Source organism: Nocardiopsis sp. NPDC055824, from assembly GCF_053616335.1.
This window is the reverse complement of sequence record NZ_JBSHDN010000158.1, coordinates 1-15,828: the sequence shown is the minus strand read 5'-3', so window position 1 is coordinate 15,828 and position 15,828 is coordinate 1. Positions and strand designations below refer to the sequence as shown.

Below are 15,828 nucleotides of genomic sequence, written 5' to 3'. Positions count from 1 at the left end.
GGGGCCCGTCCGGGGCGTTCCCCGGGCGGGCCCCTGCCGCGCGGAGGGCGTCAGCAGCCGGGGAGGCCGGCGACCGGCTTCCAGGGCTCGGCGAGCCGGAGGGCCGTCGCGCTGACGAAGACGTCCCGGTTGGCGCTGTCGTCGGTGAGCACCCACCACGTGGAGTAGCGGCCGTCCCCGTCGGAGTGGGGCTGCCCCTCGGTCTGGCAGAAGAAGTAGTGGCGCCCGGCCGGCAGCACGGTCCCCGTGGGGTGCCCGGTGTCCCGCTGCCGGTAGGTGCGGGCCTCCCGCCAGGTGGAGTAGTAGTGGCGGACCGAGTAGGAGCCCGGGACCACGTGGACGTCGGACGCGCCGTGGTCCGCGGGCGCGGCGGCGGTCTCCTGCGGGGGCGGGTCCGCCGACGCGGCGGCGGCCGGCGCCGCCAGTGCCGTGGGGAGGGCGAGCGCCAGTACCGCCGTCGCCGTTCTCAGGATGCCTCTGTGTGCCATCGCCGTTCCTCGCGTCTTCCGGGACCGGCACCGCCGCGGCGTCACGGAACCGTCGTCCGCAGGAGACGGTGGAACCTGGCACCGGGCCGGGTGGTCCTGGTGGAATGGATGCGGGGGGACCTGAATCCAGGCCAACCCCCTCCAACGCCACCATTGTCACGCAGAGTATTCACATCGTTGCTCAACGACACGAATTCCCCTCGCCCCCGGCCGGGCCGCTCCGACGCCGACCGCACGCCCACGCGTCCCGCCCGGCGGACCGGTGCTCCCGTCAGGGGCAGCCCGCCGCCTCCCGGGTCGCCTCGGCCATGTCGTCGCGCTCACCCTGGTCCATGGCGTCGCCGTCGAACCAGATCAGCACGAAGTGGCAGGCCTCCTGGATGTCGGCGGCGGTGCTGTCCTCGCTCTCCTCCAGGGCCATGGCGGCGAACAGCGCGATCCCTGCGCCGTCGAAGGCGATCGCCCGCATCAGGTTGGTGTCCATGGCGGAGGTGCACTGGAAGAGGTTTTCCTCCTCGTTCTCCGCCGTGCAGATGTCGTCGGTGACGTCCACCCGCGCGTCGATGGGGAAGTCGCGGCGCAATTCGTCGACCAGGTCCTCCGCGGTGATGAGCTCCTCCGCCTCGACGGACGGCTCGTCCGTGGGGAGGGGCCGGCCGGTGGGCGGGGGCTCCTCCGAGGGGGAGGGCCCGGGCGTCGGCGACCCCTCCTCCGACGCCTCCCCGCCGGGCTCCTCGGAGGGCGCGGCCGCGGCGGCCCCGGCCGCGCCCCCGGTCACCCTCCAGCCCAGGGCCATGCCGCCGCCGAGGAAGGACGCGCCCGCCAGGACCGCGATGACGGAGAGGACGGCCAGGAGACCGGTGCCGTAGCGACCGGGCCGGGACGGCTGGGCGGGAGGCGGACCGAACGGCCCCTGCGGCCCCTGCGGCCCTTGGAGGGAGGGTGGGGCCTGCGGGGCCCCCTGACCTCCCTGGAAGCCCTGGCCGCTCGCAGGCCCCTGGGCCCCTCGGCCCCCCGCGAAACCCTGGAAGCCCTGCTGCCCATGGGCTCCTTCAGCCCCCTGGGGCCCCTGGAAGCCCTGCGACCCCTGAAACCCCTGTGTCCCCTGGACCCCATGCACCCCTTGAGGCCCTTGAGGCCCCTGAGGCCCCTGAGGCCCCTGAGGCCCCTGGACCTCCCGGGCCCCCGGCGGAACCTGTCCGTGCGGGGGCGCATGGTGCTCCCCGGGCCCCTGCCCCTGCCCCGCCCCCGGGAGGGGCGGGCCGCCGGCCGGCTGCCCCTGGAGCGGAGGCGTCGGCGGCAGCGGCTGGAACCGCGGCTCCTGGCGGCCGGACCCGGGGCCGGGGCCGGGCGGGCCCCAGGCGGGGCCGGGCCCACCGGGAGGTGCGGCGCGGCGGTCCGACCCGGGGACCCCGGGGAGCCCGGAACCCTCCGGAGTGCCCTGGTCCCCCGGGGGACCGTGCGCCCCCGGGGCTTCCTGGCGGCCCTGCGGGTCCGGCGCGCCCGGCGGCCCCTCCGGCCCCTCGGTTCCGCGCGGCGGAGTACCGGGCCCGCCGTCCGACCCGTGTTCGTTGTGGGGGTTCACGTACAGACTCCTCGCTGTCGGGGGACGCCGGCTCGGGCGGGTTCGTCGGTGGGGCTGCCGGGGCGGGCGGGCGCCGACGGGCTTCCCACCCGCTTCACGACGCCTTACTACCCCTTTTGTTATGAATCCTCCCACTTTCCCATTCGGAGTGACCTTCAGGGGGGAGGCATGGGCGTGCACCCGGCCCCGAGGACCGATCCCGGGGCGCATGTACGACCAAGACTCCCATTTTCAACAAGTAAGTGCAAAGAAAAGTCTCATGAGAGCAAATCGAACCATTTGACTGGTATGGGATTAGAGTATTTTCAGCCAACCTTGGGACATCCGGCGCGCATAATAGGGAAATGCGCGACCCCGGACCTACGATCGACAACATGACCTGCGTTTTGCTGGCCGAAGACGATGTCTCGATCTCCGAGCCTCTCGCGCGCGCACTCCGTCGCGAGGGCTACACGGTGGACGTGACCGTCAACGGCATTGAGACACTCGACCGTGCCCGTGCGGGAGACATAGACCTGATGGTCCTGGATCTCGGGCTGCCCGAAATGGACGGGCTAGAGGTGGCACGTCGGCTCCGCGCCGAGGGCCACGGAACGCCGATCCTCATCCTGACCGCCCGCGCCGACGAGGTGGACACCGTCGTCGGCCTCGACGCGGGCGCCGACGACTACGTCACCAAGCCCTTCCGGCTCGCCGAACTCCTCGCCCGCGTCCGCGCGCTGCTGCGCCGGGGCGGCGCGGAGGTGCCCGTCGTGCACGGCGTGCGGATCGACAACGACTCCCGCCGCGCCTGGCTGGGCGAACGCGAACTCCAGCTGACCACCAAGGAGTTCGACCTCCTGCGCGTACTCGTGCGCGACGCGGGCAAGGTGGTGACCCGCGAGCAGATCATGCGCGAGGTGTGGGACACCAACTGGTGGGGTTCCACCAAGACACTCGACATGCACATCTCCTGGCTGCGCCGCAAACTCGGCGACGACGCCAACCAGCCCTCGTACATCACCACCGTCCGGGGCGTGGGCTTCCGGTTCGAGCGGGACTGACACGACCTTGGTTTCCGACGCGCTCAGCGCCGGTCGGCCCGGTCGGGGTCGGACGGACATGAGGTGACATGCGCAGGCGGATGGTTTTCTCCACCCTGGTGGTGACCGTCATCGCCGTCATGCTGCTGGGGCTGCCCCTCGGGGCTCTCACGTACAAACTGGTGCACGACGAGAGCAGCCGCCAGCTTCAGGGCGAGGCGGAGCTGATCGGTGCCGAGAGCGACACCATGCTCGAGGTCCACGGGCAGCTCTACCCCGACGAGTTCGACCGCGACCACCCGGCCCGGTTCATCCGGATCACGCCGGCGGGCGCCCCCTCGGGGGCGACGGCGGGGGACCCCGCCCTCGACCCGGAGAACCCCGGCGCGCCCGGTCTGCAGAAGGCCACGGCGACCACCGGCAGGGGGACGCTGGTCGAGGTGTGGACGAGCGCCGAGACGGTGCAGCAGAGCGTCGTGCGCGCCTGGCTGGGCATCGCCTCGCTGTCACTGCTGGCCATCGGCGTCGCCGTGGGGCTGTCCATGTTCCAGGCGCGGCGGCTCACGCTGCCGCTGGCGGACCTGGCCGCCACCGCCGAACGCCTCGGCTCGGGGGTCACCACACCCTGGGGGCACCGCTACGGCATCCCCGAGGCCGACCGGGTGGCGGAGGTCCTGGACCGCAGCGCCGAGCGCATCGCGGGGCTGATCGCCACCGAGCGCCACTTCGCCACCGACGCCTCGCACCAGCTCCGCACCCCGCTCACGGCGCTGACGATGCGGCTGGAGGAGATCATCGCGGAGTCCGGCAACCCGGACGTGGTCCGCGAGGAGGGCGAGGCCGCCCTCGCCCAGACCGAACGCCTGGTGGAGACCGTGGAGAGCCTCCTCGGCAGGGCGCGCAAGAGCCAGAACCCCGAGGTGGAGGCGGTCGAGCTCGACCCCGTCCTCCACCACCTCCAGGCCGAGTGGCAGCCGGTCTTCCAGCAGGAGCGGCGCGAGCTGGTCATCACCGGAGTCTCCGGTCTGACCGCGGTGACGGTCCCCACCGACCTGACGCAGATCATCGCCACCCTGGTGGAGAACGCGTACAAGCACGGCGCCGGGACGGTGACCATCCGGCGCCTGGACACCGGGCAGTCGGTGCGCATCGAGGTCAGCGACGAGGGCGAGGGCGTACCCGAGCACCTGTCCGGGCGCATCTTCGAGCGCGAGGTCAGCGGAGACGGCGGCACCGGCCTGGGGCTGGCCCTGGCCCGCCACATAGCCGAGTCCGAGGGGGCCCGGATCGAGCTGGTACAGACGAGGCCGACCACCTTCGCGCTGTTCCTGCCCGCGGGTGCGGGCGGGCTGTCGAAGATGACCGGCCCGGTCTAGGGCGGTGGCCGGCAGGGTGCGCGGCCCCTCCCCTCCCCCGTGGTCCCGTGCTCATGGCGGCTCCGGGAGCCGAAACCGTCCACGAGTACAGGACCAACGGGGTCGGAGTCCCCCACGTCCCACCGGCCACGGTTCCGGTCGGCCTGCCGCCACCGGTCCCGGGCGCACCGGACCCCGTGCGCGTCCCGGGTTCAGGCGTCCGCGGGCGCGGCCGCCTGCGCCGTGTCCGGCACCTTGCCCCGCACCACCAGGTCGCTCCAGAGCGAGCGCACCCGGCCCAGCCCGTACGCCTCGGTCACCTCGGCGCGCGCCCGCTCGGCCTCGGCCGCGAACCCGCCCCCGCTGACCGTCTCGTGGATGGACTCGGCCATGGCGACGGCGTCGTCGTGGATCCAGTGCGGGTCGTAGATGGTGTCCGCGCCCGGCCACGGCAGCAGCGCGGGGATGCCGCCCGAGGCGGCGCACTCGGCGGGGGCCAGGTGGAACGACTCGTCGTCGCTGGTGGAGAGCATGAACCCCACCCGGCGCAGCCAGGTCGCCACGTCCGGGCCGAACGGGTCGAACACCACCCCGGCCGCGAGCCGCTCGTCGCGCTGGATCCGCCGGTAGACCCGCTCGAAGTAGGCGCGCTCCTCCGGCCGGTTCCAGATCCACCAGTAGTCCCACGGCTGCTTGGTCTTGACCGAGAGCGTGTACCGCGGGTCCATGCGGCGCAGCTCCGCGAGCACGTCGAGGCCCCGGTCCAGCCGCTTGCGCGACGGCGCGATCCCGACCATGCCCAGCGAGTACTCGGCGCCGGAGAGCTTGGGCCGGTCCAGCTGCTCGTCGTCCACCCAGTTGGGCACCACGACGACCTTGTCGGCGGGCCAGCCGGTCAGCTCCCGGGTGAGGTCGGCGTAGTGGGGGCTCACGCACACCACGGCGTCGACCTTGTCGATGTCGAGCTTGCGCGGCCACTCCGCGTACAGCTCGAACCGGTGCAGGCGCACCACCAGTCGCTGGTCGGGGCGCTTCCACTTGGAGTAGAACAGGGCGTTGGGCCCGCACCACTCGCAGATCACCACGTCCGCCCAGGCCGCCAGCTCGCGGGACCGGTACTGGTCGTGGCTGTTCAGCCCCTCCCACTCGTCGATGCGCACGTCCAGCCCGGGCAGGGAGTCCAGGTACTCGGCGAGACGGGTGAAGAACTTCATGTCGTGGCCGGCGACGACCACCTTGAGCGGCCGTTCGGTGTCGACCCCGGCCGGAGCCGGCGGCAGGGCCTCGGTGAGGTAGCCGCGCAGGCGTTCGGCCGCCCGTTCGAGCGTGTGGTCGGCGGCGGCGGCGCGACAGCGCGCGGCGGCGTCGGCGTAGAGGGCCCGGTCGTGGTGGGCGCGGGCGACCACCTCGGCGACGGACTCGACGCCGGCCCCCGCGAACAGCGGGTAGTCGGCGCCGAGCATCGCCTCGTGCATGGGGGTGCGGTTGAGCACCACCGGCAGGCCGAGCGCGCCCAGCTCCAGCACCTTCGTGGACAGCTCCAGGCTGGCGTCCATGGAGGGGTCCCGCCAGGAGATCCCGAACCCGCACTCGGCGGCCTGGCGGAGCGCCTCCGCGCGCGGCATGCCGCCGCGCCAGTCCACTCCGGGGGTGCCCTCCAGCGCCTTGCGCATGCGCTTGGCCCAGTCCGCGGGCTCGGCGTGGATCTTGTCGCCGATCATCACCAGTTCGGCGTCCACGCCCCGCGCGGCCAGTTCGGCGGGGAGCGCGGTCATCTCCAGGGTGTTCCACGCGGGCGCGAACTTGCCGGTGTAGGCGAGGCGTGCGCGGGCGTGGACGGCGCCGTCGGCGCGCACGTCCTCGGGGACCACCACCACGGGCGGGAACAGCACCGAGCGGCCGCAGGCCGCCGACACCGACGACTCCAGGAAGGCCCGCAGCTCCTCCGTCTGGCAGAGCAGGAAGCGGGACGCCACCGCGATCTGGGTGAGTTCGGCGGTGGCGGTCGCCGACAGCTCGCCCACGCTGTGGGGGAAGTCCGTCAGGTAGGTCCACAGCCTGCCCGCCAGCGCCTCCTCCTGCGCCGCGAGCCCGGCCAGGCGGCGGCCGCGCACCACCACCAGGTCGAACGGCTTGCGCTCGTGCTGCCGGGTGAGCAGGGTGACGGCCTGTTCCGGTGTGAGCCCGCGCGGGCCCAGGTCCGGCAGCAGCTTGTCCTCGTAGGGACGCAGCAGGCGGACACCGGGGACCCTGGTGAGGGGCTCGGTCAGCCGGTCGGTGCGCACGGGTGCCTTCAGCAGCAGGGTGACCTCGCATCCGGCGGCGGCCAGGGCCTGCGCCATCGACTGCGCCCAGACAGCGGAGCCGTCGATGATGTTGAGGTCCACGTCCCCGTACAAGAGTGCGCGCGGAGGAGGTGTGCTCACGTTCTTCCCTTCGGATGCTTTCTGGTGGCCCGTGCGGGGCTGACGGCGCTGTCGGTGGGGTCGGGGTTCAACCGACGGCACCGGTGGAGGCGTCCGTGGAGTTGTACACGGCGTCCTCGTCGTCGGCGTCGGGGCCGGCGGGGCCGTTGTCCGGGCCCAGGGCCAGGAGCCTCGTGCCGCGCCGGTTCCACTCGTCCGGGTTCCAGCCGCGCCGCAGGAGGCGGGTGCGGGCGAGTTCCGGGACGACCTCGCTGACGAAGACGTACTGCGGCGCCCCCGTGTCCGGGCGGTCGAAGAAGCCGAGGTCCCCGGCCCCGTCGAGCGGGCTTCCGGGCCCGTGGCCGTCCCCCGCGCTGGCGCCGACGGCGTCGGCGTCGGAGCACTCCACGGCGCACACCAGGTCGGCGAGCCGGGTGGGGCTGAGAGGTCCGTTCCACAGGTGGGCCCAGGGAGCGGTGGCGCGTTCGGCGAGGGCCGCCCAGCGGTCCGGGCCGAGCCCTCCGACGCGCGGGACGGGGGCGCCGGGCGTGTTCCGGGTGAGCTCCTCGGGCGTGTCCGGGGCGCTGAAGCGGACGGTGCGCACGGTGATGCCCTCGGCCCGCAGGCGCTGGATCCCGGGGAGGCGCGACGCCGAGTGGGGCACGACGACCTCGGTGGGCCGCAGGACGGCCCCCGTCAGGTCGGAGGCGAGCAGGTCGGCCTCGGCCTCCCCCGCGGGGTCGGCGAGGACGGCGACGGAGCGGCCCCGGAGCGGGAGCTCCGAGCCGGGTGTGCCGGGCGGGAAGTCCAGGTCTCCCAGGATCTCGGCGAGGCGGACCGGGGTGGCCTCCTGGAGGAAGACCTTGCGGAGCCGGAGGCGCATCGCGGAGGGGGTGACCCGCTCCGCGCGCATGCGCGGCACGGAGACCGCGAGGGCCTCCCCGTGCGGGTTGGCCGCGTGCGGGACCGGGGAGTGGGTGATGACGCCGGCCCCGCATGCCCAGGCGCGGCGGCGGAGCCGGGTGTCGTCGGCCGGGAAGGCCGGGACGACGGCGACGTTGGCGGCGCGCAGGGCGTCGGCGAGGCCGGGCGAGTCGGCGTCCACGACCCCGGCTTCGAGCTCGGTGAGCACCTCGGGGACGGGGGCGTCGGGCGTCTCCCGGACGAACACGGCCTTCGGGCCGGGGGTCAGGTCGGCGGCGACCGGGTTGAACAGGTGCAGCGGGACCCCGGCGTCCCCGCGGTGGACCCGGTCGAAGCCGAGTTCGCGCAGGGCGGGCGGGGCCGGGGCGTCCTCGAGGAGCACCGTGGGGATGCCGCGCGCGGCGGCGGACTCCAGGACCCAGTGCAGGGCGCGGGTGCGGTCGGCGGCCGCCGGGTCCCCGACGTGCGCCCACGGCGATCCGGCGGCCGCGGCCGACGCCGAGACCAGGACCAGGTCGACGTCCACCCCGTCCATGACGATCTGGGCGTCGTGGGGGCGCAGCGGCACGGAGTGCAGGTAGGGGGACACGGCGTCCTGGATGGCGGATCCGACCACGGTGGCGACGACCAGCAGGTCCTCGCTGTTCCCGGCCATCCCGCTCAGGAGCCTGGCCTCCTGGCGGTCGGCGTCGAAGGAGCGGACCGGCTCGGCGCCGGGGCGGCGGCGCTGGACGTGCTGGGTGGTGCCGCTGCGCCGCCAGAGCCGGTAGAGGTCTCGCGGAAGTCTGACGAGGGATCGGCCGGGCCGCTTGGCGGCGGCCGTGAGCGCACGCCCCACCTGGAGTGAGGTGGAGTCCTCCACTGCGGCGAGCCGGGTGCGCGCCTCCTGGAGCTGGGCGTCGCGCTCGGCGAGGGCCTGTTTGAGCTGTTCGGTCTGGCTCTGTTCACGCCGTTTCACGGTCTGCCACCTTGCGTTCTGGTCGGATCGGCGAAACCACCGCGTCCGTCGGGTGTGTCGTGTCCGACTGAGCCGGGTGCTGCTCCCGGCGTGTCCCCGGCCGGGTGCGGATGCCCATGGAGAGGCGCGTCGAGGGCCGGGCGGGACGTCTGGACGGGACGGGGGAGGACGGGTGGGAGTGTGCCATGGGGGATCACCGGGACCGCTGCGCGGGTACCGGGACGACGCGGCGGCCGTCGCGGCGGGGACGCGGGGACGGGATCGGGGCGGAGCGCTGCCGGCCCTCCCTCGGCGGGGGGACCGGGCCGGGCCGTCGTGCGTGCGGCATCGGCGTCACCTGGACCACTGGGTGAGGACGGACGCGATGCGCTCCCCCGCCCGGCCGTCCCACAGGGGCGGGGTGTCGTCGCCGATCCGCTCGGGGGTCTGCCCGTGCAGGACCTTGGTGACGGTGGGGAGGAGGTCGGCCTCCGTGACGAGCTGGTTGGTGCCGTGGGTGATGGTGACCGGCCGTTCGGTGTTGGGCCGCAGGGTGAGGCAGGGGACCCCGAGGATCGTGGTCTCCTCCTGCACGCCGCCGGAGTCGGTGACCACTGCGGCGGCTCCGCGGGTGAGGGCGACGAAGTCGAGGTAGCCGAGGGGTTCGAGGAGGCGCACCCGCGGGTGGTCGCCGAGCCCGGCGCGGTCGAAGGCGGCCTTGCCGCGCGGGTGCACGGGCATGACCACGTCGGCGAGGTCGGCGATCTCGTGGAGGCGGGCGGTGAGGCGGGCCACGTTGTCGGGGTCGTCGACGTTCGCGGGCCGGTGCAGGGTCGCGGCGACGTAGCGCTCCGGCAGGCCGAGGCGGGCGCGCAGGGCGTCGGCGTCGAAGCGGTCGAGGTTGCCCAGGAGGGTGTCGATCATCGGGTTGCCGACCAGGTGGACCCGGTCCGGCGAGATCCCCTCGGCGGCGAGGTGCCCGATGGCCTCGGGGCTCGTGGCGAAGCACAGGTCGCTGAGCTGGTCGGTGACCCTGCGGTTGATCTCCTCGGGCATCGTGTTGTCGAAGGAGCGCAGGCCCGCCTCCACGTGCGCGACCGGGATGTGCAGCTTGGCGGCCACCAGGGCGGCGGCCACGGTGGAGTTGACGTCGCCGTACACGACCACCATGCCGGGCTCGCGCCTGCTGAACTCCTCCTCCAGGCCCACCATGAGCGCGGCGGTCTGCGCCGCGTGCGACCCGGAGCCGACGCCCAGGTCGACGTCGGGGGTGGGCAGGCCGAGGTCGCGGAAGAACACGGCCGACATGCGGTCGTCGTAGTGCTGTCCGGTGTGGACGACCGACTGGTGGGCTCCGCGCCCGCGAAGGGCGGAGACGACGGGCGCGGCCTTGACGAAGTTGGGGCGCGCGCCGACGACGTGCACGATCCCGGTGTCCTGGCTCCCAAGGGGGGCGCTCGTTGCCACGACTCTCACGTTTCCTTCTGTTGGGGTGTTCTTATCGTTGCCGAGGGGCGCGGCGCGCCGGGTCGGGCGGTGTTCCTTGCCCGAGCCGTCCCGTCCGTGTCGCCGTGGTGTCACCACGTGGTCACGTCCGCATGGTTATGTGACTGACCGTGCATGACACCCAGACTCCCGAAACCCAGGTTCCCCGTCCGCGCACCCGCTGGCCGCGGGCGGTGACGTTCACCGTGTCGTTGGCCTGGCGACACCTGCGCTCCGATCCGGCGCGCCTGCCGCTGCTCGCGCTGCGGCTGGCGCCCGGTGCGCCGCGCCGGGCCGCACGCTCCCTGGCCGCCCGCCTGGGCGGCCGGGCCCGCGCCTACGCCCTGTGGGACCAGGGCCGGCGCGCGGAGGCCCGCGAGGCGGTGCTCGACGCCGCGGACGGGGCCTCGCCCCGCCGGGTGGGCCGCCTGGTGGCGGCCTGCCTGGCTGCGGGTGATGCCGATACCGCCCGTGAACTGGTCGAACGCCTCCCCCGGGGTGCGGCCCGCGAGGCCGCTGAGCACCGGACGGCGCTGGCGACGGGACGCGCTGTTCCCGCGTCTCCGTCCCCGTCGGCTGACCATCACGGAATCACGTTAACCCGCGGTGCCCGAACGCGGCCCGACGACACGGTGAACGCTCGGCGACCGGAGGTGCGAACGGGTGAACCGGGGGTCCCGGCCGGTGAACGCCGGCGTCCGGCGGAAGGCGCGTCGGCCCCCGGCGACGGGCTCCGGGTGCTGCACCTGGTGACGAACGCCCTGCCGCACACCAACGCCGGGTACACCCAGCGCACCCACCGGATCGCGGTGGCCCAGCGCGAGGCCGGGATGGACGTGCACGTGGTCACCCGGGCGGGGTACCCGCTCACCAAGGGGGTCCGGGACCCGCGCACGCTGGTGCGGGTGGACGGTGTGACCTACCACCGGCTGATCCCGTGGACGGCCCCCGCCGACGCGGCCGGGGAACTGGCGGTGGGGGTGCGGATGGCGTCGGAGCTGGTGGAGGCCGTGCGCCCGGACGTGCTGCACGCGGCGAGCAACCACCACAACGCCCGCCTGGCCCTGGAGCTGGGCCGCAGGTTCGACCTGCCGGTGGTGTACGAGGTGCGGGGGTTCCTGGAGGAGTCGTGGCTGTCCCGCGACCCCTCCAGGAGCGTGGACGACGCCTTCTACCGGGCCGAGCGCGCCGCCGAGACGGAGTGCATGCTGGCCGCCGACCTGGTGGTGACCCTGGGCGAGGCGATGCGGGCGGACATCGAGGCGCGCGGGGTGGCCCGGGAGCGCCTCCTGGTGGTGCCCAACGCGGTGGACGCGTCGTTCCTGGAGCCCCTGCCCCCGGGCGACGGAGTGCGGGCCGGCCTGGGGATCGGCGGGGCGGACTTCGTGGTGGGGACCACCACGAGCTGCTTCGGCTACGAGGGCCTGGACGTGCTGCTGGACGCCGTGGCGCTGATGCGCGAGCGCGGGGAGCCGGCCCACGCGCTGATCGTCGGGGACGGGCCGGAGCTCCCCGCCCTGCGCGCCCGTGCGGCGTCGCTGGGACTGGAGGGGGCCGCCCACTTCCCCGGCCGGGTGGCCGCCTCGGAGGTGCGGTCGCACCACGCCGCGCTGGACGTGTTCGCCGTGCCGCGCCGGGACGACCGGGTGTGCCGTGTGGTGACGCCCCTGAAACCCGTGGAGGCCATGGCGGGCGGGCTTCCCGTTGTGGCAAGCGATCTTCCGGCGTTGCGAGAGATTGTGGAACCGGGAGTGACTGGAGAGTTAATTCCCGCGGGCGAATCGGCACGTCTAGCTGATGTCCTGACAAATCTCGCCTACAGTCATGAAAAGCGAGCCGCCTACGGCCTCGCAGGTCGCAGCCTCGTCGGTGCCGACCGCACGTGGGCCGAGGCCGCATACCGCTACAACCAGGCGTATCGGGTTCTTATTCAGAAACTGTCCGAACCAGGCCAGAACCCGTGAGCAGAGGCAACACCTACCTACACTCGGACGCCCCGGGCACTGAGTAATGGCGGTCCTCGAAACTTGCGCCCGTTCACGAAATGAATGCGAGTGTGACCACGAAGTGGATGCCGCAGCCTCCAACCCAGCCCTTGTCCCCGAGCAGCCCGCCGCGGCGGTCAGCGACCTCGTCGTCCTCGGACTCGGTTACGTCGGCCTGCCCCTGGCGGCCGAGGCCGTGTCCGCGGGGCTGAAGGTCACCGGCCTCGACGTGAGCGACCGAGTCGTCGACGGCCTCAACAGCGCGGTCTCCCACGTCGACGACCTCTCGTCGGAAGACGTCGACCGCATGCTGGAGCGCGGGTTCACCGCGACCACGGACCCGGCCTGCCTGGCGGCGGCGCGCACCATCGTCATCTGCGTTCCCACGCCCCTGTCGCCCGAGGGCGGCCCCGACCTGGGCGCGGTCACCTCCGCGGCCCGGTCGATCGCGGCGCACCTCCAGCCGGGGACCCTGGTCATCCTGGAGTCCACCACCTACCCGGGCACCACCGACGAGGTGGTGCGGCCGCTGCTGGAGGAGTCCGGGCTGGTCGCCGGGGCCGACTTCCACCTGGCGTTCTCGCCCGAGCGCATCGACCCGGGCAACGCGACCTTCGGCGTGGCCAACACGCCCAAGGTCGTCGGCGGGCTCACGGAGGAGTGCGGCGAGGCCGCCGCCGTCTTCTACGGCAACTTCGTGGACACGGTGGTGCGCACCCGCGGGACCCGCGAGGCCGAGATGGCCAAGCTGCTGGAGAACACCTACCGGCACGTCAACATCGCCCTGGTGAACGAGATGGCCATCTTCTGCCAGGAGCTGGGCGTCGACCTGTGGGACTCCATCGCGGCGGCGGCCACCAAGCCGTTCGGCTTCCAGGCCTTCTACCCGGGTCCGGGCGTCGGCGGGCACTGCATCCCGATCGACCCGAACTACCTGTCGTACAAGGTCAAGACCCTCGGCTACCCGTTCCGCTTCGTCGAGCTGGCCCAGGAGATCAACAGCCGGATGCCGTCCTACGTCATCCAGCGGGCCCAGGAGCTCCTCAACGAGTCGGGGATGGCGCTGTCGCGGTCCAAGGTGCTGCTGCTCGGCGTCACCTACAAGGCCGACATCGCCGACCAGCGCGAGTCGCCGGCCCGGCCGGTGGCGCGCAAGCTGGCCGCCAAGGGCGCCACCCTCTCCTACCACGACCCGCACGTCGAGTCGTGGCAGGTGGACGGGGTGGACGTGCCCCGGTCCACCGACCTGGACCAGGCCATCGCCGAGGCCGACCTGACGATCCTGCTCACCGACCACGCCGAGTACCGGCCCAAGCGGCTGGAGGAGTACGCGCGACTGCTCCTGGACACCCGCGGCGTCCTGCGCCGTCCCGACCCCGAGGCCGGGACCGCGGCCGTGCCCGCCCAGGCGCGACGCCGTCCGAGGCGCGAGGGGATCCAGGTCCTGTGAACTGAGGCACGGGCCGGGGCGCCCCGAACCGCTCCCGGCCCGTGCGGGCCCCTGACCGGCACGCCGACGCGGACACCCACGGTGTCCATCGGCGTGCCTTGTCGTGTTCACCCGGCGCTCCTGGAAGGTTCACCCGATTCACCCCGCCTGGCCACCGCGCTTTCCTCGACCCGTTTCCGCTGGTGAATACCGTGTCGAACAGCACGTATCGCCATCACAAAGCGGATCATCTTCGTAGATGGCCCCATTCGGTGACACAGGTAGGTGAACTCGATGCACGCGCTTGTGGCCACGGTTGTGCACCACCCGGAGGACGCTCGGATCCTGCACAGGCAGATCCGCGCCCTGTTGGACGCGGGACACACGGTGACCTATGTGGCCCCGTTCCGGGAGTGCGGCGTGACCCCGTGGGCCGAGGTGCGCTCGGTGGACGTGCCGCGCGCCTCGGGCCGCGAACGGCTGACCTCGCTGCGCGCCGCCCGCGCGGTGCTCGCCGAGCACGCGCCCCACGCCGACCTCCTCCTCTTCCACGACCCCGAGCTGCTGCTGGCCCTGCCGGCGAAGCGGCCGGTGACGGTGTGGGACGTGCACGAGGACACGGCCGCCGCCCTGCTCACGAAGCCGTGGGTGCCCAAGCCGCTGCGGCGGCCCCTGGGCGGCGTGGTCCGGGCCTTCGAGCGGCGTGCGGAGCGCCGCATGCGGCTGCTGCTGGCGGAGGAGGGGTACCGCTCCCGCTTCCGGTGCGACCACCCTGTGGTGCCCAACACCACCGAGGTGCCGGAGATCCCCCTCCGCGCCCCCGGGGACGACCGGGTGGTCTACCTCGGGCACGTCTCGATGGCACGGGGCGCACGCGAGCTGGTCGAGCTCGGCCGGACGCTCCGTCCCCACGGGGTGCGGCTGGAGGTCATCGGCGGGGCCGACGTCGGCGTGCGGCCGATGCTCCGCGAGGCCCAGCAGGAGGATGCCCTGGACTGGTACGGGTTCGTGCCCAACGACCGGGCGCTGCGCATGTGCGCGGGCGCCCTGGCCGGGGTCAGCCTGCTGCACGACACCCCGAACTACCGGCACTCGATGCCGACCAAGGTCGTGGAGTACATGGCGCACGGCCTGCCCGTCGTGACGACGGCGAACCCGATGGCGGAGGGCCTGGTGACGGGGCGCCCGGAGGGCCCCGCCGGTCTGGTCGTCCCGTTCGGGGACGTGCCGGCCGCCGCGGAGGCGGTACTGCGGCTGAAGCGCGACGGGGAGCTGCGCGAGCGGCTGGCCCGGACGGGGCACGAGATCGCGCAGGCGTCCTACCACTGGCCGGTCCAGGCCAGGGTGTTCGTGAAGCGCCTGGAGGCATGGGTGGACGAGGCGGCCGGCCCGGTCCCCGTCGTCCCCCTCCCGAGGGGGGCGCAGGGCACAGGGGTCCGTGAAGGAAGCCACACCTACCAGCCCTGAGAAATATCTTCCTAGTCAACTAGGTTGTTGCTCGTGCCGGAGCGCTTTTTCGGCATTCTCCCTGATCACGAGCACGACCGAGGTATGACACATGAGTGAGACGCTGGTTCTCGACAAGGCCGCGCAGGACCTCCTGTTCCGCGACGCCCGCACCGCCAACTCCTTCACCGACGAGCCGGTGACCGACGAGCAGGTGCGCGCGATCCACGACCTCGTCAAGTACGGGCCGACCGCCATGAACAACCAGCCGCTGCGGGTCACCGTCGTGCGCTCGCCGGAGGCCCGCGAGCGCCTCGTCCCGCACATGGCGGGCAACAACGCGCCGAAGACCTCGACGGCCCCGCTCACGCTGATCCTGTCCGCGGACAGCGACTTCCACGAGCACTTCCCGAAGACGTTCCCCGTGGCCCCGGACGCCCGCGACAACTTCGCCGGGATGCCCGTCGAGGCCCGCGAGACCATGGCCGCCCAGAACACCCTCCTCCAGATCGCGTACCTGATCGTCGGGGTCCGCGCCGCGGGCCTGGCCGCCGGCCCCATGACCGGCTTCGACGCCGAGGGGGTCCGCCGGGAGTTCTTCGGCGAGGACTCCCCGCTCCGGCCGCTGGTCGTCATGAACATCGGCAACCCCGGCCCGGACGCCTGGTTCGACCGCCTCCCCCGCCTGGACTTCGAGGAGGCCTTCACCGAGGTCTGACCCGCACCACGGCCGAGGGGCCGGACACCCGCGAACGGTGTCCGGCCCC

11 protein-coding genes are annotated in these 15,828 nt (G+C 73.2%); 6 read left to right on the top strand and 5 right to left on the bottom strand.

Annotated features, from left to right (window positions below; translation table 11 throughout):
- Positions 1-50: 50 nt before the first annotated feature.
- Positions 51-488, bottom strand: a complete 438-nt coding sequence (locus ACWGL3_RS24435; protein ID WP_267948226.1) for a hypothetical protein — start codon at positions 486-488, stop codon at positions 51-53.
- Positions 489-759: 271 nt separating this feature from the next.
- Positions 760-1,608: a hypothetical protein gene (locus ACWGL3_RS24430; protein WP_267948225.1), complete on the bottom strand. Its 849-nt coding sequence runs from the start codon at positions 1,606-1,608 to the stop codon at positions 760-762.
- An 839-nt stretch (positions 1,609-2,447) separates the two neighbouring features.
- On the opposite strand from ACWGL3_RS24430, the gene ACWGL3_RS24425 reads away from it, so the two are divergent.
- Both ACWGL3_RS24425 and ACWGL3_RS24420 read left to right on the top strand, forming a co-directional pair.
- Positions 2,448-3,116 (top strand): response regulator transcription factor, encoded by a 669-nt coding sequence (locus ACWGL3_RS24425; protein WP_017570862.1) that lies wholly within the window; start codon positions 2,448-2,450, stop codon positions 3,114-3,116.
- A 68-nt stretch (positions 3,117-3,184) separates the two neighbouring features.
- Positions 3,185-4,471 (top strand): sensor histidine kinase, encoded by a 1,287-nt coding sequence (locus ACWGL3_RS24420; protein ID WP_267948224.1) that lies wholly within the window; start codon positions 3,185-3,187, stop codon positions 4,469-4,471.
- 191 nt (positions 4,472-4,662) lie between these two features.
- Here ACWGL3_RS24420 and ACWGL3_RS24415 read toward each other — a convergent pair whose 3' ends face one another.
- The 3 genes from ACWGL3_RS24415 to wecB all read right to left on the bottom strand — a co-directional run bounded on the left by ACWGL3_RS24415 (position 4,663) and on the right by wecB (position 10,183).
- Entirely contained in the window at positions 4,663-6,849 is a 2,187-nt protein-coding gene (locus ACWGL3_RS24415) for a glycosyltransferase (protein WP_378554033.1), read from the bottom strand.
- A gap of 94 nt (positions 6,850-6,943) precedes the next feature.
- Positions 6,944-8,737 carry a hypothetical protein gene (locus ACWGL3_RS24410; RefSeq protein ID WP_267948222.1) on the bottom strand — a complete coding sequence of 598 codons (1,794 nt, stop codon included), beginning with the start codon at positions 8,735-8,737 and terminating at the stop codon, positions 6,944-6,946.
- A gap of 333 nt (positions 8,738-9,070) precedes the next feature.
- On the bottom strand, positions 9,071-10,183 hold the full coding sequence (gene wecB / locus ACWGL3_RS24405; RefSeq protein ID WP_267948221.1) for a non-hydrolyzing UDP-N-acetylglucosamine 2-epimerase: 1,113 nt from the start codon (positions 10,181-10,183) through the stop codon (positions 9,071-9,073).
- A 230-nt stretch (positions 10,184-10,413) separates the two neighbouring features.
- Between wecB and ACWGL3_RS24400 the strand changes: the two genes are divergently transcribed.
- From ACWGL3_RS24400 to ACWGL3_RS24385, 4 genes are all read left to right on the top strand, one after another.
- The gene (locus ACWGL3_RS24400) at positions 10,414-12,165 is read left to right on the top strand and encodes a glycosyltransferase family 4 protein (protein WP_267948220.1); all 1,752 of its coding nucleotides are present in this window, start codon (positions 10,414-10,416) and stop codon (positions 12,163-12,165) included.
- A 103-nt stretch (positions 12,166-12,268) separates the two neighbouring features.
- Positions 12,269-13,636, top strand: a complete 1,368-nt coding sequence (locus ACWGL3_RS24395) for a nucleotide sugar dehydrogenase (protein WP_267948219.1) — start codon at positions 12,269-12,271, stop codon at positions 13,634-13,636.
- A gap of 273 nt (positions 13,637-13,909) precedes the next feature.
- Positions 13,910-15,082 (top strand): glycosyltransferase family 4 protein, encoded by a 1,173-nt coding sequence (locus tag ACWGL3_RS24390; protein WP_267948218.1) that lies wholly within the window; start codon positions 13,910-13,912, stop codon positions 15,080-15,082.
- 91 nt (positions 15,083-15,173) lie between these two features.
- Positions 15,174-15,779, top strand: a complete 606-nt coding sequence (locus tag ACWGL3_RS24385; protein WP_267948217.1) for a malonic semialdehyde reductase — start codon at positions 15,174-15,176, stop codon at positions 15,777-15,779.
- Positions 15,780-15,828 lie beyond the last annotated feature (49 nt).